The 18,773-nt window shown below is 69.5% G+C and carries 19 protein-coding genes; 13 read left to right on the top strand and 6 right to left on the bottom strand.

Annotated elements, in window-relative coordinates; all coding sequences use genetic code 11:
• Positions 1-112: 112 nt before the first annotated feature.
• The 5 genes from AC1Q9M_RS09015 to AC1Q9M_RS09035 are packed head-to-tail and all read right to left on the bottom strand — an operon-like array spanning position 113 to position 5,464.
• Positions 113-1,663 carry a malonate--CoA ligase gene (locus AC1Q9M_RS09015; protein ID WP_492433422.1) on the bottom strand — a complete coding sequence of 517 codons (1,551 nt, stop codon included), beginning with the start codon at positions 1,661-1,663 and terminating at the stop codon, positions 113-115.
• A gap of 30 nt (positions 1,664-1,693) precedes the next feature.
• Positions 1,694-2,461: an enoyl-CoA hydratase/isomerase family protein gene (locus AC1Q9M_RS09020; protein WP_382325250.1), complete on the bottom strand. Its 768-nt coding sequence runs from the start codon at positions 2,459-2,461 to the stop codon at positions 1,694-1,696.
• Positions 2,458-3,444 (bottom strand): Bug family tripartite tricarboxylate transporter substrate binding protein, encoded by a 987-nt coding sequence (locus tag AC1Q9M_RS09025; protein ID WP_382157304.1) that lies wholly within the window; start codon positions 3,442-3,444, stop codon positions 2,458-2,460. Before AC1Q9M_RS09025 ends, AC1Q9M_RS09020 begins: the two co-directional genes overlap by 4 nt.
• Positions 3,445-3,476: 32 nt before the next feature.
• Positions 3,477-4,808 carry a malonyl-CoA decarboxylase domain-containing protein gene (locus AC1Q9M_RS09030; protein WP_382157302.1) on the bottom strand — a complete coding sequence of 444 codons (1,332 nt, stop codon included), beginning with the start codon at positions 4,806-4,808 and terminating at the stop codon, positions 3,477-3,479.
• Entirely contained in the window at positions 4,805-5,464 is a 660-nt protein-coding gene (locus AC1Q9M_RS09035; RefSeq protein ID WP_382157300.1) for a GntR family transcriptional regulator, read from the bottom strand. The genes AC1Q9M_RS09030 and AC1Q9M_RS09035 overlap by 4 nt, the downstream gene beginning before the upstream one ends.
• A 669-nt stretch (positions 5,465-6,133) precedes the next feature.
• Between AC1Q9M_RS09035 and AC1Q9M_RS09040 the strand changes: the two genes are divergently transcribed.
• From AC1Q9M_RS09040 to AC1Q9M_RS09100, 13 genes are read left to right on the top strand one after another with little or no spacing between them, the layout of a single operon-like run.
• Positions 6,134-6,325 (top strand): Flp family type IVb pilin, encoded by a 192-nt coding sequence (locus AC1Q9M_RS09040; RefSeq protein WP_382157298.1) that lies wholly within the window; start codon positions 6,134-6,136, stop codon positions 6,323-6,325.
• A 28-nt stretch (positions 6,326-6,353) separates the two neighbouring features.
• Entirely contained in the window at positions 6,354-6,836 is a 483-nt protein-coding gene (locus AC1Q9M_RS09045; RefSeq protein ID WP_382325259.1) for an A24 family peptidase, read from the top strand.
• Between the two features lie 42 nt (positions 6,837-6,878).
• Entirely contained in the window at positions 6,879-7,847 is a 969-nt protein-coding gene (gene cpaB / locus AC1Q9M_RS09050; RefSeq protein WP_492433425.1) for a Flp pilus assembly protein CpaB, read from the top strand.
• A gap of 35 nt (positions 7,848-7,882) precedes the next feature.
• Complete coding sequence (locus AC1Q9M_RS09055) at positions 7,883-9,256, top strand: type II and III secretion system protein family protein (RefSeq protein ID WP_492434006.1); 1,374 nt, start codon at positions 7,883-7,885, stop codon at positions 9,254-9,256.
• 25 nt (positions 9,257-9,281) lie between these two features.
• Positions 9,282-10,562: a histidine kinase gene (locus tag AC1Q9M_RS09060; protein WP_492433427.1), complete on the top strand. Its 1,281-nt coding sequence runs from the start codon at positions 9,282-9,284 to the stop codon at positions 10,560-10,562.
• A 6-nt stretch (positions 10,563-10,568) separates the two neighbouring features.
• Positions 10,569-11,885, top strand: a complete 1,317-nt coding sequence (locus AC1Q9M_RS09065; protein WP_382325266.1) for a TadA family conjugal transfer-associated ATPase — start codon at positions 10,569-10,571, stop codon at positions 11,883-11,885.
• Positions 11,878-12,828: a type II secretion system F family protein gene (locus tag AC1Q9M_RS09070; protein WP_444686741.1), complete on the top strand. Its 951-nt coding sequence runs from the start codon at positions 11,878-11,880 to the stop codon at positions 12,826-12,828. The genes AC1Q9M_RS09065 and AC1Q9M_RS09070 overlap by 8 nt, the downstream gene beginning before the upstream one ends.
• Before the next feature lie 16 nt (positions 12,829-12,844).
• Positions 12,845-13,774, top strand: a complete 930-nt coding sequence (locus tag AC1Q9M_RS09075; RefSeq protein WP_382325271.1) for a type II secretion system F family protein — start codon at positions 12,845-12,847, stop codon at positions 13,772-13,774.
• Positions 13,771-14,565 (top strand): tetratricopeptide repeat protein, encoded by a 795-nt coding sequence (locus AC1Q9M_RS09080; protein WP_492433430.1) that lies wholly within the window; start codon positions 13,771-13,773, stop codon positions 14,563-14,565. The genes AC1Q9M_RS09075 and AC1Q9M_RS09080 overlap by 4 nt, the downstream gene beginning before the upstream one ends.
• Positions 14,566-14,597: 32 nt before the next feature.
• On the top strand, positions 14,598-14,897 hold the full coding sequence (locus AC1Q9M_RS09085; protein WP_444686744.1) for a DUF3613 domain-containing protein: 300 nt from the start codon (positions 14,598-14,600) through the stop codon (positions 14,895-14,897).
• Positions 14,898-14,915: 18 nt separating this feature from the next.
• On the top strand, positions 14,916-15,410 hold the full coding sequence (locus tag AC1Q9M_RS09090) for a TadE/TadG family type IV pilus assembly protein (RefSeq protein ID WP_492433432.1): 495 nt from the start codon (positions 14,916-14,918) through the stop codon (positions 15,408-15,410).
• Complete coding sequence (locus tag AC1Q9M_RS09095) at positions 15,407-15,871, top strand: TadE/TadG family type IV pilus assembly protein (protein ID WP_382325277.1); 465 nt, start codon at positions 15,407-15,409, stop codon at positions 15,869-15,871. Before AC1Q9M_RS09090 ends, AC1Q9M_RS09095 begins: the two co-directional genes overlap by 4 nt.
• Before the next feature lie 2 nt (positions 15,872-15,873).
• Complete coding sequence (locus AC1Q9M_RS09100) at positions 15,874-17,958, top strand: TadG family pilus assembly protein (RefSeq protein WP_492433434.1); 2,085 nt, start codon at positions 15,874-15,876, stop codon at positions 17,956-17,958.
• An 8-nt stretch (positions 17,959-17,966) separates the two neighbouring features.
• Here AC1Q9M_RS09100 and lgt read toward each other — a convergent pair whose 3' ends face one another.
• Positions 17,967-18,770: a prolipoprotein diacylglyceryl transferase gene (gene lgt / locus AC1Q9M_RS09105; RefSeq protein ID WP_382325285.1), complete on the bottom strand. Its 804-nt coding sequence runs from the start codon at positions 18,768-18,770 to the stop codon at positions 17,967-17,969.
• Positions 18,771-18,773 lie beyond the last annotated feature (3 nt).

The following is an 18,773-nucleotide window of genomic DNA, read 5'->3' on the forward strand; positions in this document are numbered from 1 at the left end:
GGGGTGGCCGGCGCAGCGAAGTAAAGGAGGAGAACCGGCGAAGCCGGTTCGGGGGACATGAGCGGAGCCGGCCACCCCGGTCACCGAGGACCGCTGCAGCCGGAGAAAACAGTCAGGCGAACAAGCCCTTGTACTGATCCCGCAAGAGGTTCTTCTGCACCTTCCCCATGGTATTGCGCGGCAACTCCGCCACCACCACACAGCGCTTGGGAATCTTGAAGTTGGCCAGCCGCGCCTTGAGCGCGGACACCACCTCATCAGGCTTCACCGAAGCCCCGGGCTTGGTGATCACCACCGCCACGCCCACCTCGCCGAAGTCCGGGTGTGGCACCCCCACCACCGCGCTCTCGGCCACGCCCGGCATCTCGTTGATGTAGCCCTCGATCTCGGCCGGGTAGACGTTGTACCCCCCGGAAATGATCAGGTCCTTGCTGCGACCGACGATGCTCACATAGCCCCGCTCGTCGATGCGCCCCACATCGCCCGTCTTGAAGAAGCCGTCGGCGGTGAACTCCTCGGCCGTCTTCTCCGGCATGCGCCAATAGCCCTTGAACACATTGGGCCCGCGCACCTGGATCGCACCGATCTCGCCCACCGGCACCGCCTTCGTGTCCTCGTCCACCACCCGCAGCTCGTTGCCCGGCAGGGGAAAGCCCACGGTGCCGCCGCGCCGCTCGCTCTCGCCACCGAAGCGCGCGTCCGCCGCATAGGGGTTGGAGGTGATCATCACCGTCTCGCTCATGCCGTAGCGCTCCAGGATGGTGTGACCCGTGCGGGTCTTCCACTCCTCGAAGGTCTCGATCAGCAAGGGCGCGGAGCCCGAGATGAACAGGCGCATGTGGGCCACCTGCTGTTTCGTGAGGCCCGGTTCGGCGAGCAGGCGCACGTACAGCGTGGGCACACCCATGAACACCGTGGCGCGCGGGAACAGCTCCAGCACCGCGCGCGGCTCGAACTTGTTGAGCCACAACATCGGGCTGCCATTGATCAGCGCGCCGTGGATGGCCACGAACAGGCCGTGCACGTGGAAGATCGGCAGCGCGTGGATCAGCACGTCGCCCGGTTTCCAGCCCCAGTATTCGCGCAGCACTTGCGCGTTGCTCAGCATGTTGCCGTGCGACAGCATCGCCCCTTTGCTGCGGCCGGTGGTGCCGCTGGTGTAGATGATCACGCCCAGGTCTTCGGCGCGGCTGTGCGCCGGGGTGTGCTCGGCGCTGTGGTGCGCGGCACGCTCCAGCAGGCTGCCGGTGCGGTCGTCGCCCAGCGTGAAGACGTGGCGCGTGCCGGCCTTGAAGGCGATCTTGGAGACCCAGCCGAAGTTGGCCGGGCTGCAGACCACCACGGCGGGTTCGGCGTTGCCGATGAAGTACTCGATCTCACCGGCCTGGTAGGCCGTGTTGAGCGGCAGGAACACGTGGCCCGCGCGCAAGGTGGCGAGGTACAGCACCAGGGCCTCGACCGACTTCTCCACCTGCACCGCGATGCGCGAGCCTTCGGGCAGCTTCATCGAATCGAGCAGGTTGGCCATCATGGCGCTGGCGCGGTCCAGGTCGCGCCAGGAGTAGCGCAGGCCGGCATGGGCGCCGCCCACCGTCTCCACGGCGGTGCTGTCCAGATCGGCGGGAAAGGCCGCGCGCAACGCGGCGTACAGGTTGTGGTTCATGGTGTGGGAACGCAACGGAGGAAAAGGGATTCAGAAAACGGGTTGGCGCTTGGCCAGGAAGGCGGCGATGCCTTCGCGGTGTTCGGCCTGGGCGGCGTAATGGTAGGCCTGCTCGACCACGGCCTGCACCGGCTGGCCCGCGCCGAGCGCGCGCAGGGTCTGCTTGTTCTGCCGCGCGGCCTGCGGCGCCAGGCGCGCGATGCGCTGCGCGCGGGCCTGCACTTCGGCGCTCAGCTCGGCATCGGGCCGCACCGCCTGCAGGAAACCGCGCGCCTTCATCTCGTGCGCATCGAGCACGGCGGCTTCCAGCAGCATCTCGCGCGCGGTCGCCAGGCCGGCCTCGCGCGCCACCAACTGGGCTTCGCGCGGGGCCATGGGAAAACCCAGGCGGGCGATGGGCGCGCCGAAGCGCGCGCCCTCGCCGGCCACGCGGATGTCGCAGCAGCTGGCGATCTCCACGCCCGCGCCCATGCAGTTGCCCTCGATCTGCGCCAGCAGCGGCAGGTCGCAGGCCAGCATGGCGCCCAGGCCGCCCCACACGTCGTTCTCGTGGAAGTCGCGCAGCGCGTCGGCATCGAAGCGAAAGCCCGGGTACTCGGCGATGTCGCCACCGGCGCAGAAGTGCCCGCCCTCGCCCGCCACGATCACGCCGCGCAACTCGGTGCGCGCCTGCAGCTCGGTGAAGACCGACTTCAGCTCGCGCCACATCGCGCGCGACATGGCGTTGAACTTGCCCGGGTGGGACAGCGTCACGCGCGCCAGCGCGTGATCGATGGCCAGGTGAACCCGGCCGCTCATTCGAGCGTGGCGCCCGAGGCCTTGACCACCTGCGCCCACTTCTGGATTTCGCCCTTGACGAAGGCATCGAACTGCGGGCCACTCACGTTGGCGAATTCCGCACCCTGGTTGGCCCAGACCGCTTTCGCTTCATCCGTGCTCACGGCCTTGCGGATTTCATCGATCGCGCCTTTCTGCGCGTCCGCCGGCGTGCCCTTGGGCGCCCACACGCCGTACCAGGTGGTCACGTTGTAGTCCGGCAGGCCCATCTCGGCCGCGCAGGGCACGTCCGGCAAGGCCGGGCTGCGCTGCTTGCCCGACACCATCAGTGCCTTGATGCGCCCGCCCTTGATGTGCGCGGCCGACGAGCCCAGGCCGTCGAACATCACGTCCACCTGGCCGGCGATCAGGTCGTTGAGCGCCGGGCCCGCGCCGCGGTAGGGAATGTGGGTGATGAAGGTCTTGGTCTGCTGCTTGAAGAGTTCGCCCGCGAGGTGGTGCGAGGTGCCGCTGCCGGCCGAGGCGTAGTTGAGCTTGCCCGGGTTGGCCTTGGCCATGGCGAGGAACTCCTTGAAGTTGGCGGAGGTCACGCGCTTGGGGTTGACCACCACCACCTGCGGCACGCTGGCCACCAGGATCAGCGGCACCAGGTCCTTGTCGATGTCGTAGTCGAGCTTGGGGTACATGCTGGGCGCGATGGCGTGGTGCACCGCGCCCATGAAGAGGGTGTAGCCGTCGGGCGCGGCCTTGGCCGCGATGCTGGCGCCCAGCGTGCCACCCGCACCGCCCCGGTTGTCGATCACCAGGCTCTTGCCCGAGAGCCGCGCGAACTGCGCGGCCATGGGCCGGGCAAACGCATCGGTGCCACCCCCTGCCGGGAACGGCACGATCAGGGTCACCGGCTTGGTGGGCCAGGTCGACTGGGCATGGCCCGCCGTGGCATAGAGGGTGGCGCCGGCCACGGCCGCGCGCAGGATGTCTCGTCGATTCAGGCTCTCGGTCATGCTGTTGTCTCCTTGTGGTTGAAATGGCGGCTTCAAAGATAGAGGTCCTTGATGGCCGCGGCTATCGGGATCTTTCCCTGCGCGAGCGAGGCGCGGTGCTTGTCCAGTCGCTTGAGATCGTAGAGGTAGTTCACCATCAGGCCGTAGGACTGTTTCAGCCCCTTGGCCGACGGATCGGCGGCCCAGTTCAGGCGCTCGACCCGCGCGCCGTTGCCCAGGTGGAAGCGCGCCACCGGGTCCAGCGGCTTGCCCTCGTTCAACTCGTCGCCCAGGTAACGCGCGGCCCAGCCCATGAGCGCGCGGCGCTCGGGCGCGTTTTCGGCCAGCTCGTCCACACGCTCCCAGGCCTTGAGCATCTCGGCCGGGGCGTTCTTCGTGAGCCAGCCGCGCAGGGCCGGAATGGGCGAGAGGGTGGCAAAGGTCTTGAGGCGGGGGAACTCCTGCTTGAGCGTCTCGACCACGCGCTTGATGAGCGAGTCCCCGAAGCTCACGCCCTTGAGGCCGGTCTGCGTGTTGCTGATCGAATAGAAGATGGCGGTGGTGGCCTTGCCCAGGTCGGCCGGCGCGGCCGCCTCGTCGAGCAGCGGCGTGATGCTGGCGGCGATCTCGTTCATCAGCGCCACCTCGACGAAGATCAGCGGCTCCTCGGGCAGGCGCGGGTGGAAGAAGCCGTAGCAGCGGCGGTCGCTGTCGAGCCGGTTCTTCACGTCGGCCCAGCTGCGGATGTCGTGCACCGCCTCGTACTTGATGAGCTTTTCCACCAGCGAGGCCGGCGAGTCCCAGGTGATGCGGCGCAGGTCGAGAAAGCCCACGTCGAACCAGGTGGAGAACATGTACTCCATCTCCACGTCCAGCGCGAACAGGCGCTTGTCGCTGCGCAACTGCGGCTGCAGCTCGGCGCGCATGTCCACCAGGAAGCGCACGCCCTCGGGGTTGGCGCTGAAGCGCTGCAGCAGGCGGCGCCGGGGCGAGACGGTGGCGCGCCGGTAGAGCACCTCGGCCGCGGCCTCGTCGGGCGTGCCCACGGCGGCGGCGAACTGGGCCTGCGCCTTCTTGACGCGCTGGGGGTCGGCCACGAAGCGCTCGCTCATGAGCAGCCAGAGGTCGCGCCGGTGCGGCGGCGAAGCGCTGGCGTACCAGTCCATCATGGCCTGCGCGCGGCGCCCGCCCTCGACCTCGCTCACCAACGGGTCCACGATGGCTTGCAGGTCCCTGAGGGACTGGCGCAGCATGCGCGGCGACATGGCCTCTTCGTCCTGCCGCAAGGTGGCATCGAGCCGCTCCTGGGTCGAGCGTGGGCCGGCGGCTTTCGCCGTCGGGCGCAGAAGGGAGACGCCTTGCGCCAACCAGTCGGGTGGGGTCATGCCGAAAGCCTCGATGTCTGATTGCGGGCCAGTTCCCGCAAGGCCACGCGCTGTCGCGTGAGGTGGGTGCGCATGGCGGCTTCGGCGCCCTCGGCGTCGCGCGCCTTGAGCGCGGCGAACACCGCCATGTGCTCGGACAGGCTCTGGTCCAGCCGCCCCGGCGCGTGCAGCTGCTGCAGGCGCGCGAGCTTGACGATCTTGCGCAGGTCGCCGATCACCTGGGCCAGCCAGCGGTTGTTCGCCAGCGTGATGATGGCCTCGTGGATCTTGAAGTTGGCGTCGTAGTACTCGTTGATGAGCCGGGCCCGGGCGCTGCGGTTGAGCCGGTCGTGCAGTTGCTCCAGGGCCGCGAGGTCGGCATCGCTCGCGTTGTTCGCGGCCTCGAAGGCGCACCGCCCTTCGAGCAGCGCGATGACGGGAAAGATCTCGTCGAGATCGCGCTCGGTGACCTCGCTCACGAAACAGCCGCGCCGGGGTTCGTGCCGCACCAGGCCTTCGGCGGTCAGCACCTTCAGGGCTTCGCGCAGCGGCGTGCGCGAGATGGCCAGTTCCGCGCACAGCGCAGGTTCGTCGACGAAGCTGCCCGGGGCGAGCACCCCCGCGAAGATGCGCTCGCGCAGCTTCGTGGCCACTTCGTCATGCAGGGAGTTGAGCATCGGTCGTTTGCAAAATTATCTGTAATTACGCGTAATTCTAAGACCATCCACCGCGCCCCCGACACCCCGGACTTACCCGAAGTACCGCCGAGGCCGGGCATGGGCGGCTGCGGATCGGCATCCCGGGTTGCCAGCCATTTCGCCCATCGATGCAATCGAATGCCCGTCCCCATGCAAATCTTTGCATGCCGGGACACGCCGCGCCCCACTCCTGTTTAAAAACAAGACCATTTGGTCAAAATACAAGACCCAATTACTTTGCATTGCCTGCGAAATACCTCACGGCAATTGCATCAAACCGAATTAATAGGCGGTGCAAACCCCTAACTTCCCTTCATTATCCAATCGCCCCGTCGATACGATTGCCAGATCGAAGCGAATCCGTCTGGAAATCACCTCAACGGGCTGAACACCGCGGAAACGCAGTACCACAGCGCGCTCTCGGGCCAACAACCCAAAGCGTGTAGGGAATGTTGGATTGCCTTTCCGGTGTCGCATCGGATTGGCTTTCATGCAAGGAGGTTGAATTATCGAAACCACCCATCTGCCCTCACCGATTAACCGCTCGGTGATGAAAACCAAGGGCCTCATTTCCAGCCGATCGGCAAGACCGATCAATTGATAGTCGATCCAAAGTTCTCAATCCAGTTTTCCCTACAGGAGTTCATCATGAAAGCAGCTATCACCCGTTTCCTGCGCGACGAAGAAGGCGCCACCGCAATCGAATACGGCATCATCGCCGGCCTGATGGCGGTCATCCTGCTCGCCGTTTTCAACAGCGACGCCGGCGTCAAGGGCACGCTGAACGCCATCTTTGCGCACGTGAAAACGGTGGCCACCACCGGCGCGGCCACCCCCTGACCTCACCCCCTGGCCGAGGTTGCCCGCCATGAAACTGGTCCTGCTGCTCTGGCTGCTGATCGCCATCGTTCACGATGGCCTCGAGCGCCGGGTGCGCAACGGGCTGGTGCTGGCGGGCATCGCACTGGCGCTGGCCGCCCTGGCCCTGGACCTGCAGCCCTTCGGCCTGACTTGGCCGCAGGCCCTGCTGGGCGGTGCCACCGCGTTCGGCGGCCTGCTCTGTTTCTATGCCTTCGGACTCATGGGTGCGGGCGACGTCAAGTTCGCGGGCGCCCTGGGCCTGTGGGTGGGTCTGCAGCCGCTGCTGCCCATCTGGGTCGCCGCCAGCCTGCTGGCCGGGCTGCACGGCCTGCTCTGGCTCGCGCTGCAGCGCTGGCCCCTGGCGCCGCGCCTGGCGCTGGCGCTCTCGGGCCGGCCGCGTGGCACCGGGTCGCGCACACGCCCGATCCCCCTGGCGGCCTATCTCGCCGTCTCGACCATCGCCTTCATGGCCTGGCGCGCTGGCGGCTGAAGCGCCGCGGACACCGACCCATCCCTTCAAAGGCCCGACACCATGATCCGATTCACCCAAATCATCGCTGGCGTCCTGGTGTTGCTGGCGCTCCTGCTGATCGGCTATGCGTGGATGCTCAGCCGCAAACCACCCCCGCCGGTGGCCGCCCCGCAGCCGGTTGCGCAGCTCGCGCCGGCCGAGGCCACTTTCCCGGTGGTGGTGGCCACCAAACCGCTGCCGGCGGGCCAGGCCATCGAAGCCGGCGCGCTGCGCGTGGCGCAACTTCCCATCAACCCGGCTGGCGCCTTCATGACGGTGGCCGAGGCCGTCGGCCGCGTGCCGGTGTTCGACCTGGGCACCGGCGCCCCGCTGCTCGAGAACCAGCTGGTGTCCGGCCTGGCCCTGCGCCTGGAGCCCGGCGAGCGCGCCGTGGCCGTGAAGGCCGACGAGGTCATGGGCGTGGCCAACAGCGTGCGCCCGGGCGATTTCGTCGATGTGTTCTTCGCCCTCAAGGCCGACGGCCGGGACGTGGACCGCAGCCAGTCGCGCCTGCTGCTGGCGCGCAAGCGCGTGCTGGCCTTCGGCACGGCCTCGGTGGACGGCATGCCCACCAGCGGCGAGGGCCGCGGCAACCAGAAACCCCAGGCAGGCAACCAGCAACCCGCGCGCACCGCCGTGCTCGCCGTGCCGGTGGAAGACGTGAACCGGCTCGCATTGGGCGAGGCCAACGGCCGCCTGCTGCTGGCGCTGCGCCACCCGAACGACACCGCCGAACCCGATACCACCCTGTTCGCCGAGCTGCAGACCGCCTTGCAGCCGGCCCGCCGCAGCGGCGGCGCGCTCACCGGCATGGACCGCGCGCTCGCCGGCCTGACCACGCAGGACCTCGCGGCCGGTGGCGGCGCGGCGGGCACCCGCCGGCCGGCACAGCCGGGCGCCGCGCCCCGCGCGGTGCTGGCGACCGCGGCCCCCACGGGCCATGAGGTCGAGATCATCCGCGGCGACCGCCGCGACACCGTGCGCTATTGAGACCACGCGCGTCAACCCACCAGGTGCTCCGCATGATGTTCAAGCCCACACCCCGCTCCCTTCCCCGGCCGTCGCGCTGGCCCCGCCTGGCGCTGCTGGCCGGCCTGTTGATCACCGCCACCTCGGGTGGCCTGTTCGCGCAACCGGCGAGCGACGCATCGGCCAGCGCGAGCACCGACCGGCTCCTGCGGCTGACCGCGGGCACGCAGCAGGAACTGGTGATCGACAAGGGTGTGGACCGCATCGCCATCGCCAACGAGCAGGTCGCCTCGGTCATGGTCACGCGCAAGGCGCGCGCGGCATCGGGTGCACCGGGCGCCCGCCTCATCATCACCGGCAAGGCCCCGGGCAGCACCTCGCTGCTGGTGTGGGAGCGGGGCAGCGACGCCGCCACCACCTACACCCTGCACGTGCAGCGCGACGGCGCGGTGCTGCAAGGCGCCTTCCCGACGGCCGCCGAGCACCAGCAGGCGCGCGAGGCGGCCCTGGCGCAGCAGCCCGACAAGGCACCGCTGGCCGACCGCTCCACCCTGAGCGTGAAAAGCCAGACCGTGCAGGTCGAAGTCAAGATCGTGGAATTCAACAAGCGCGTGCTCAAACAGGCCGGGCTGAACATCTTCAGCACCGCACCGAACAAGCACGGCTTCAGCTTCGGCGTGTTCTCGCCCAGCTCGCTCCAGTCCTTCGGGTTCGAGCGCGACGGTGTGATCAAAGGCGAGATAACCTCGCCTCTCGCGCAGGCCTTCGGCCTGCTGCTGAGCTTCGGCAAGGCCAACATCGGCGTGAACCTGGGCCTGCTCGAAGGCAACGGCCTGGCCCGCGTGCTGGCCGAACCCACGCTGGTCGCGCTCTCGGGCCAGAGCGCGAACTTCCTCGCCGGGGGCGAGATTCCGGTGCCCGTGGCGCAAGGCCTGGGCACCACCAGCATCGAATACAAGCCCTTCGGCATCGGGCTGACCGTCTCGCCCACCGTGCTGTCCAACCAGCGCATCGTGCTCAAGGTGGCGCCCGAGGCCAGCGACCTGGACTACACCAACGCCGTCACGCTCAGCGGTGTCGCCGTGCCCGCGATCACCACGCGCCGCGCCGACACCACCGTCGAACTCGGCGACGGTGAGAGCTTCGTGATCGGTGGCCTGGTCAGCCGCACCACCACCTCCAGCCTGGACAAGGTGCCCATGCTCGGCGACCTGCCGGTGCTGGGCGCGATGTTCAAGCGCCAGGACTACCAGCAGAACGAACGCGAGCTGGTGATCGTGGTCACGCCCCACCTCGTCAAGCCGCTCGCCCAAGGCACCCAGGTGGATGCGGCCCTGCCCGGTCGCACCGAGCAGCGCGACCCCGCCTTCTGGCGCGGTTTCCTCGTGGGCAACGGCGCCGACGACGCCCTGCCCGGTTTTTCCCGGTGACGCCCGGCCACCCGCCATGAGCACCATGCCCACCCCCCTGCACACCACGGTCCAGAGCCGCAACGTCTACCTGTACGCGTCGGACAACGGCGAACACACAGGCTGGCTGAACGCGGCCTTGGGGCACCTCGGCCAGGTCACGGTGGTCACGCTCGACGAAGCCGCGCTGGGCGAACGCATCGCCACGGCCCAGCCCCGCACCCTGTTCCTGGACTTTTCGGGCGCCCAGGCCCTGCGCAGCACGCGCCTGGCCACTGCCCTGCGGCGCGACTGGCCGGAGCTGCTGCTGATCGGCACCGGCCACGCGAACGAAACCAACACCACGCTCGCCGCCCTGCGCGCGGGCGTGGACGACTTCCTCGACCTCGACGGCCCGACCACCGAGGTGCTGGCGGTGCTGCAGGACTTGATGGCGCGGCGCCAGGGCCAGCGCTCGCCGCAGGTCAAGGGCCGCAGCATCGCCCTGCTCGGCGCGCGCGTCGGCCTGGGCGTCAGCACGCTGGCCTGCAACCTCGCCGCGATGCTGCAGGAGCAGCGCGCGGCCGCCCTGGCCCGCGTGCCCGGGCGCGTGGTCCACCGCCAGGGCGTGGCCCTGCTCGACCTGGGGCTGCCCGCGCGCGACGCCCTGCTCTACCTCGGGCTCAAGAGCGAGTTCAGCTTCGTGGACGGCGTGCACAACCTGCACCGCCTGGACCCGACCCTGCTGCAGACCGCGCTGGTGCAACACGCCAGCGGCGCGGCGGTGCTGCCCCTGCCGGCCAGCCTGGCGCAGATCCGCGAGATCTCGCACGCCGAGTCGGTCTCGCTGGTCCAGCGCCTGACCGATTTCTTCGACGTGCAGATCGCCGACCTCGGCGGCTTCTCGTCGGTCGACTTCGTGGCCCAGGTCGCGCGCAACGCCGACCAGGTCTGGGTGGTCTGCGACCAGAGCATCGGCGGCATCGTCTCCACCGCCGCGCTGTTGCGCGAGCTGCGGGAACATGACGTCAACATGCAGCGGCTCTCGCTGGTGGTCAACAAGTTCGAGCCGTTCGTGAACCTGCCCGCGCTGGACATCGCCCACCAGCTCGGCCTGCCCTTGAGCCACGTGCTGCCGGCGCGCGCCAGCGCCCTGCTGGCGGCCTCGTGCCAGGGCCAGCTGCTGGCGCGATCCGCGCGCAACGACCCCTACGTGCAGGCGGTCGGCCAGATGGTGCGCGGCCTGCTGCCGTGGATCGATGGCAGCGCGCCGCCCGACGGCGGCGAGCCCCCACCGTGGACGCCGCGCGTGGCGCAGATGCTCAACAAGTGGATCCACCGGAGGTAACAGGCCATGACGAACCACGTCGAGTTTTCCGACAACCAGCAGGCCTTCCTGAACTCCAACGAGTTCCAGACCGTCAAGACCTTCATCCACGAACACCTGCTCAACCGCATCGAGGAACTCGGTGCCGAGTTCGGACGCTGGTCGCGCAGCTCGGTGCAGCAGTTCGTCAACCTCGAATGCGAGAGCCAGGTGCGCCTGCACCGCGTGCCGATCAACGCGCGCGAAACCCAGCTGCTCGCCGATGCCCTCACCAAGGAATTCGCCGGCTTCGGCCCGCTGGAAGACCTGTTGAACGACCCGAGCGTGGAGGACATCCTCATCAACGGCAGCAAGCTGGTCTACGTGTCGCGCCGCGGCATGCTGCAGAAGGAGCACGTGGCCTTCACCGACAACGAGCACCTGATGCGCATCATCCGCCGCATCCTCGCGCCCATCGGCCGCCGGCTCGACGAGTCCAACCCCATGGTCGACGCGCGCCTGAGCGACGGCGGCCGCATCAACGTGGTGATCGAGCCCCTGGTGATCAACGGCCCGGCGGTGTCCATCCGCAAGTTCCGCAAGGACCCGCTGAGCCCCGAGGAGCTGTTCGAGCTCGGCACCTTCGACCAGGCCATGGGCCACCTGCTGGAGATGGCGGTGCGCTCGCGCTGCAACATCCTGGTCAGCGGCGGCACCAGCTCGGGCAAGACCTCACTGCTCAACGCGCTGGCCAACTTCGCGCCGGACACCGAGCGCGTGGTCACCATCGAGGACACCGCCGAACTCGCCCTCAACCACCCGCACGTGGTGCGGCTGGAGAGCCGCCCCGGCGGCTACGACGGCTCGGGCAGCGTGGCCATCCGCGACCTGCTGCGCAACAGCCTGCGCATGCGGCCCGACCGCATCATCGTGGGCGAGGTGCGTGGCGGCGAGGTGATCGAAATGCTGCAGGCCATGAACACCGGGCACGACGGCTCCATGGGCACCATCCACGCCAGTTCGCCGCGCGAATGCCTGTACCGCCTGGAGATGCTCGCGGGCTTCGGGGGTTACCAGGGCAGCGAACTCAGCCTGCGCCGCCAGATCGCCAACGCGATCGACTTCATCGTGCAGATCGGCCGCCTGCCCAACGGCACGCGCCGCATCCTCTCCATCAGCGAGATCACCGGCCTGAACGACAGCGTGGTCGCGATGCAGGAACTGTTCCGCCACGAACCGGTGACGCAGCCCGATGGCCAGGAAGGCGATCGCTGGATCGCCATGGGCGTGGTGCCGCACTCCCCCAAGATCGCGCGCCTGCGCCAGAGCCTGCAGGCCCAGCTCACGGAGCACGGCCATGCCTGAACGCAGCGCCGTCGCCCTCGCCGTGGCCCTGCTGCTGGCCGCCGTCGGCGTGCTGCTGTGGGCCGCTTCGGTGCGGCGCCAGCGCCGCCAGCTGGCCCAGCGCCACCTGGCCGACCGCATCGACCCGGTGGCCGCCAACCCGCTGCCCTCGGGTTCGCTTCGGTTTGGCGCGCCCCCACCGGTGGTGCCGCTGCCCTCCTCGACCACCGCCCGCAAGCCCGCCGTGCGCCTGCCGGGCTGGCTGCTGGGCGCGGTGCCGCCCGGCGCGCTGCTGGGCGGGCTGGCCGCCACCACCGTCTCGGTCGGCGTCACCGCGCTGAGCTCGGGCGCCGTGAGCGCGCTGGGCCTGCTCGCGGTGCTGCTCATCGGTGGCGCCTTCTTCATCTGGCTTCGGGTGCAGCGCATGCGGCGCCAGATCATCCGGCAACTGCCCGGCTTTCTCGACGTGATCGTGCGCCTGATCGTGATGGGCCACTCCACCCAGGCCGCGTTCCAGACCGCCGTGGCCACCACCAAGCAGCCGCTGCGCGGCCACATGGACAACGCCATGGGCCTGATCAAGGCCGGCGTGAACATCGACCAGGCGCTGCTGCAGATCGCGCGCAAGGTGCACATCGAAGAGATCTTCCTGCTGGCCTCCATCCTCGGCCTGGGCATGCGCTACGGCGGCCGATCCGATGTGCTGCTCGAACGCGTCGCCCACTTCATGCGCGACCACGAGGAGGCCGAACAGGAGCTGGTGGCGATGTCGGCCGAAACGCGCTTCTCGGCCTGGATCCTGGGTCTGCTGCCGGTGGTGGTCGGGGGGGCGATCGTCACCACCAACGGCGACTACTTCGCGCGCATGTGGAGCGATCCCACGGGGCAGGCCATGGTGTTCGGCGCCATCGGCCTGCAGGCATTCGGCGCGCTGCTGCTCTACCGGCTGGCGCGGCTGTCCTGATCCGAGGCAACCCACCATGAGCGCCCTGCCCCTGTCCATCCTGGCCGTGCTGCTGCTGGCCCTGGCCCTGGCGATGGCCGCCGGCCTGCTGCTGCACCAGCACGCGCAGCGCCAGACCACGGCGCAGGTCATCCAGCGGGCCCTGGGCGAGAACGCCACACCGGCCCATGCCCTGCCCGACGAACTGGCCTTCCTGCAAGGCAGCCACTGGCCCGCGCGCTGGCTGGAAAGCCGCCTGGGCCGGCTGCTCGTGGCCGATGAAGACCGCCGCCTCATCCAGCAATGCGGCCTGCCGCCGGTGCGGGCCCAGCTCACCCTGCTGATCTCGCGCGCCGTGCTGGCGCTGGGCCTGCCGGTGCTGGTCCACCTGGCCTGGGGCCATTCGGGCAACGCCTTGTTGTGGTCCGCGGCGGCCTTCGCCGTCGGCTTCATGGGCCCCAAGTGGCTGCTCAAGCACCGCGCCGGCCAGCGCCGCGAGCGCGTGGCGCACGAACTGCCCCTGTTCGTGGACATGCTGGGCCTGCTGCAGAGCGTGGGCCTGAGCCTGGACCAGAGCCTGCAGGTGATCGCCAGCGACTTCCAGCACGTGCTGCCGGTGCTCGGCGCGGAAGTGGCGCAGGCCAACCGCCAGTACAGCCAGGGCCGCACGCGCGAGCAGGCCTACCAGCGCATGGCCGGCCTGCACGACAACCAGCACCTGATGGACTTCGTCGCCCTGATCAACCAGGTCGACAAACACGGCGGTGCCATCCAGGAACCGATCCGCCAGTTCAGCGAGCGCCTGCGCGTGCACCGCAAGGCCGGCATGAAGGCGCTTATCGGAAAGATCACCGTGAAGATGACCGTCGTGATGGTCACCACCCTCCTGCCCGCGCTGGTGATCATCACCGCGGGTCCCGGTTTCCTCGCCATCATCCGCTCCGTCGGGAGCATGACCGGATCATGAACACCACCGCCTCCACCCGCCTCTCTTCGCTCGGCCGCGCCTGCGGCAGCCTGCTGCTCGGTGCCGGCGCCCTGGCGCTGGGCGCCTGCGCCTCGCTGCCCGACGCGGCGCAGCTCGAAGCCGCGCAGGCCGCCGCCCGCGAACCCACGCTGGACAACCGGCCCACCTACCTGTCGCTGGTGCGCCAGATGCAGGGCAACGGCATGTGGTTCGCCTCGCTCGCCCACATCGACGCGCTGGAGCAGCGCTGGGGGGTCAGTTCCGAAACCCGCCTGCTGCGCGCCGACGCCCTGCGCCAGACCGGCCAGCCCGCGCCCAGCGCGGCGCTGTACGACAAGCTGCTCGACACCCCCGAGCGCGCCGCCGCCTACCGGGGCCTGGGCCTGCTCGCCGGCGCCAGCGACGACTACACGCGCGCGGCCGAGATGTTCGAGCGCGCGCGCCAGGTGCTGCCGGCCGACGGCCTGCTGCTCAGCGACCTGGGTTACGCCCTGCTGCGCGCGCAGCGCTTCGACGCCGCGCGCCTGCCGGTGCAACAGGCCGCGCAGCTGCTGCCCACCCACCCCAGGGTGCGCAGCAACCTCGCGCTGTACCTGCTCACGCAGGGCCAGACCGAGCAGGCCCGCCAGGTGATGGACGAAGCCCGCTTCAGCGGCGCCACGCGCCAGGCGATCGAACAACTGGCCCAGGAACTCGCGCCGCAACGCCCGCAGGCGGGCACCCTGGCGGTGCAGACCGGCCTGCGGTTGAGCCCGATGCTCGCCACGCCCCCGGCCCTGGCCACGCCCTGATCTCTCACGCTGTCACACCCTCAGGAGGTTCCATGAAAACAAGAACGCACCACCCACACCCGCTGCGATGCCTGGCCCTGTGGGCCGCGCTCGCGGTGGCGCCGCCGCTGTGGGCGCAATCGGCCCCGGCGCCAGCCACCCCGGCCGCGCCTTCCGCGCGCGTGGGGGACGCCACCCACGAGCTGCTGCAGCGCCAGCGCGAGGGGCGCGAGGCCTCGGCCACGCCACGGCCCATCGACGGTGCGGTGGCCGAGGCCAGCCACCAGCGCTACATGAAGAGCTTCGAGCAGCCACTGCCGGTCTGGTTCGGTTCGCGGCTGCAGACCAAGTAAGGCCAGCGGTTCACGGCCATGCGCCCGGTCCAGGCCCTCCTTCGCCGACACCGGCGCCAGCGCGGTGTGTACGCCATCGAGTACGCCATGGCCTTCCTGCTCTTCTTCGGCCTGGTCTATTCGATCGTCTGCTACAGCATCCTGTTCACCTTCCGCTTCGGGCTGCAGAACGCGGCCGAAGACGGCGCGCGCGCGGCCCTGCGGCACCAGAACAGCCTGGCCGCGCGGCAGCTCAAGGCACAGCAGGTGGCCGAAGACCGCTCCCTGGGCTGGAAGCCCACGGCCGCGGTGCTCACCATCCCGCTGCCCGAGGTCTGCCAGACCGCCACCGGCACCTGCCTGCAGCCCGCCGGCACACTGCCCTGCGGCACCTCGTGGGCGCTGCGCTGCCAGGTGAGCGTCACCGTGCGGCTGGGCGACCTGCACCAGGTGCTGCCACCCTTCCCGTCCTTTGCCCTGCCCAACGAACTGGTGGGCCGGGCCAGCGTGCTGCTCGACGGGAGCGCGCTGTGAACCGCCGGCAGCGCGGCGTGGCGGCGATCGAATTCGCCTTCGTGCTGCTGGGCCTGCTGCTGGCGTTCTACGGCATCGCCACCTTCGGCGTCGTGCTCTACACACAGCAGGCCTTGTCGCGCGCGGCGGCGGACGGTGCGCGCGCGGCGCAGATGTTTCCCCAGTTGCGCACCGCCACCGGCCCCGAGCTCGCCACGGCCAAGTCGCACATCGAGAGCGTGGTCTGGGACTCGCTGAGCGGCTCGGTGATCGTGCCGCTGGCGCACAGCAACACGCCGGCCACGCGCCGCGCCTGGCTCACGCAGACCGCGAGCGTGAACGTCGCCACCCCCAACACCACGCTCACCGTGACGGTGTCCTTCCCCTACACCGCCGGCCGCCTGCTGCCCTGGGTGCCGCTGCTCGACACCAGCCAGTGGCTGCCCGGCACGCTCACCAGCCGCGCCATCGCCGCGCTCTGACCATGTCACGCCGCCAGTCCGGTTCGATCGTCATCAACACGGCCATCGCGCTCAGCCTGATCGTGATCGCGCTCGTGGGCACCGAACTGGGCTACCTGTTTTTCATGAAGCGCGAGCTGCAGAAGACGGCCGACCTGGCGGCCATCGCCGGCGCCTCGGCCGTGCTGCCGGCCGATTGCACCGCGGCCCGCGCGGCGGCTCTCACCAACGCCGGCCAGAACCTCGCCGGCTTCACGCCCGTGGTGGCCTGCGGCCGCTGGGACCCGGCGCAGGGCACGGAACGCCACTTCACCGCTGGTCAGACCGCCTTCAACGCCATGCACGTGGTGATCGAAGGCACGCCACCGCCCCTGCTCGCCTTCTTTCCGGGCGAGCGCAGCCTGCGGGCCGAAGCGATCGCCGCCGCCACCGACCCGCTGGCTTCGTTCTCGGTGGGCAGCACCCTGCTGCGCACCGGAGACTCGGTGCTGGGCGACCTGCTCAAGGGCATCGGGCTCGACCTCACCGGCACCTCGCTGGTGGGTTACGACGGCCTGGCGCAGGTGCAGATCACCCCCGCCGGGCTGCTGCAAGCCCTGGGCATCCCGGTCGCCACCGACATCGGCGTGGGCGAACTCAACACCCTGCTCGCGGCCGAGACCGTGCAGCTGGGGCCGTTGCTCAACGCCATCGTCACGGCCGGTGGGCAGGACACGCTGCTGGCGAGCAACGCCGCGCTGCTCAACGCCGTGGCCACCCGCCTGGGCGTGCCCAACCTGGAAGTGCAGCTCGGCAGCCTGGCCAGCGGGCCCTCGGGCCTGTTCGCCGAGATCATCGCCCCCGGCGCCAACGCCGCCTCGGCGCTCAACGTGGGCGTGAACGCGCTGGACCTGCTGTACTCGGCCATCGGTGTGGCCACGCAGAAGCACGCGGTGGCCGTCAACGGCCTGAGCCTGGCCGGCCTGGTGAGCGCGAAGACCGTGCTGATCGAGCCGCCCTCCGTGGCCATCGGCGGCGTGGGCGCCACGGCCTACACCGCCCAGTTGCGCACCTGGATCGAGATCAGCACCAGCAACCTGCCGGTGATCAACCAGTTCGCGCAGATCAAGCTGCCCATCATGGTCGACCTGGTCAACGGCCGGGGCACGCTCACCGAGATGTGCACACCCGCGCTGCGCAAACCCGACGGCACGGAGCGCGCATCCATCGCGGTGAACGCCTCCATCGTCAAGGTCTGCGTGGGCCGGCCGGGCGCCAACCCGGCCAATGAAAATGAAATCTTCTCCACCAGCGCGAGCTGCGACCAGAACCTGGCCGACGAAGACCTGCTGCGCCTGGGCCTGGGGCCCGTGAACCTGGTGAGCCTGCGCACGCACCTCAAGATGGACGCGCTGCCGCTGCAGGCGAGCGTGACCCTGGCGGCTGGCGAAACCGGCACGGTGGGCAACGACCTGCTGCTGGGCAGCACCGTCAAGAACATCACCGACGCGCTGCTGGCCACCCTGCTGGTGGAAACGCTCGATCGGGGGCCGGCCCTGACCCTGGCGCAGCGCCAGGCCTCAGCGCAGAACCTGTGGAACGCGCAAGGCGCGGCCTGCGGCAGCCGGGCCTGCCGCGTGACCCGCCTGACCAACGTCAAGGCCGGCATCGAGAACACCACCAACGGCCTCGGTGGATTCCTGGGCGGACTGAGCAGCGACGTGCTGGCCCTGCTGAGCCACACCCTGACACTCAACCTGCAAGGCCTGCTGACCGGGGTGGGCAACCTGGTCGGCGGGCTGCTGACCAGCGTGGGCGACATCCTGGGGGCCGTGCTCGGCGGCGTGATCGGAGGTTGCAGCGCGCTCATCGGCTCCAACGACGCGGCCTGCGTCAACGAGATCGCCAACAGCCTGAACGGCAACTCGTCCGGCGGCGGCGATAGCGTGCCCAACGCCATCACCGCGCTCACCGGCTACCTGCTGCAGGTGCTGCGGCCCTTGCTCGACGGCATCGGCAGCAGCGTGCTCACCCCCATCCTGCACGACGTGCTGGGCCTGCACCTGGGCCAGATCGACGTGCACCTGCGGACCCTCAACTGCCAGGCGCGCGCGCACCTCGTGTATTGACCGACCGTTCAGGTCTTGCGCTGACCGAACCACCACCACATGAACGCGCCGGCCAGAATCATGGGCACGCACAGCCACTGGCCCATGCTCATGCCCAGCGAGAGCAGGCCCAGGTGGGCGTCGGGCTCACGGAAGAACTCGGCGATGAAACGGAACACGCCGTAGCCGAACAGGAACACGGCCGACACCTGGCCACGCGCATGCTCCTTGCGCGCGTAGAACCACAGCAGCACGAACAGCAGCAGGCCTTCGAGCAGGAACTGGTACACCTGCGAGGGGTGGCGCGGCAGATCGCCCGCGCCGCGGAACACCATGCCCCAGGGCAGCGAGGGGTCGGCCACGCGGCCCCAGAGCTCGCCATTGATGAAGTTGCCCAGGCGCCCCGCGGCCAGGCCCGTGGGCACGCAGGGCGCCACGAAGTCCATCACCTGCATGAAGGGCCGCCGGCGGCTGCGCGCGTACCAGACCATGGCCAGCATCACGCCCAGCAGGCCGCCGTGGAAGCTCATGCCGCCCTGCCACACCGCGAAGATCTCCAATGGGTTGGCGAGGTAGTACGCGGGTTTGTAGAACAGGCAGTAGCCGATGCGCCCGCCGGCCACCACGCCCAGCACGCCGAGGAACAGGATGTCCTCCACGTCGCGGCGCGTCCAGGGCGGCTGGGTCACGCTGGCGAACGGGGGATGGCGCAGGCGCGCGTTGGCCAGCAGCAGGAACAGGCCGAAGGCCAGCAGGTAGGTCAGGCCATACCAGTGGATGGCCAGCGGGCCGATCTGGAGGGCGACGGGGTCGATCTGGGGATGTTGAAGCATGGT

The organism is Hydrogenophaga sp. GW823-FHT04C09, assembly GCF_058796355.1.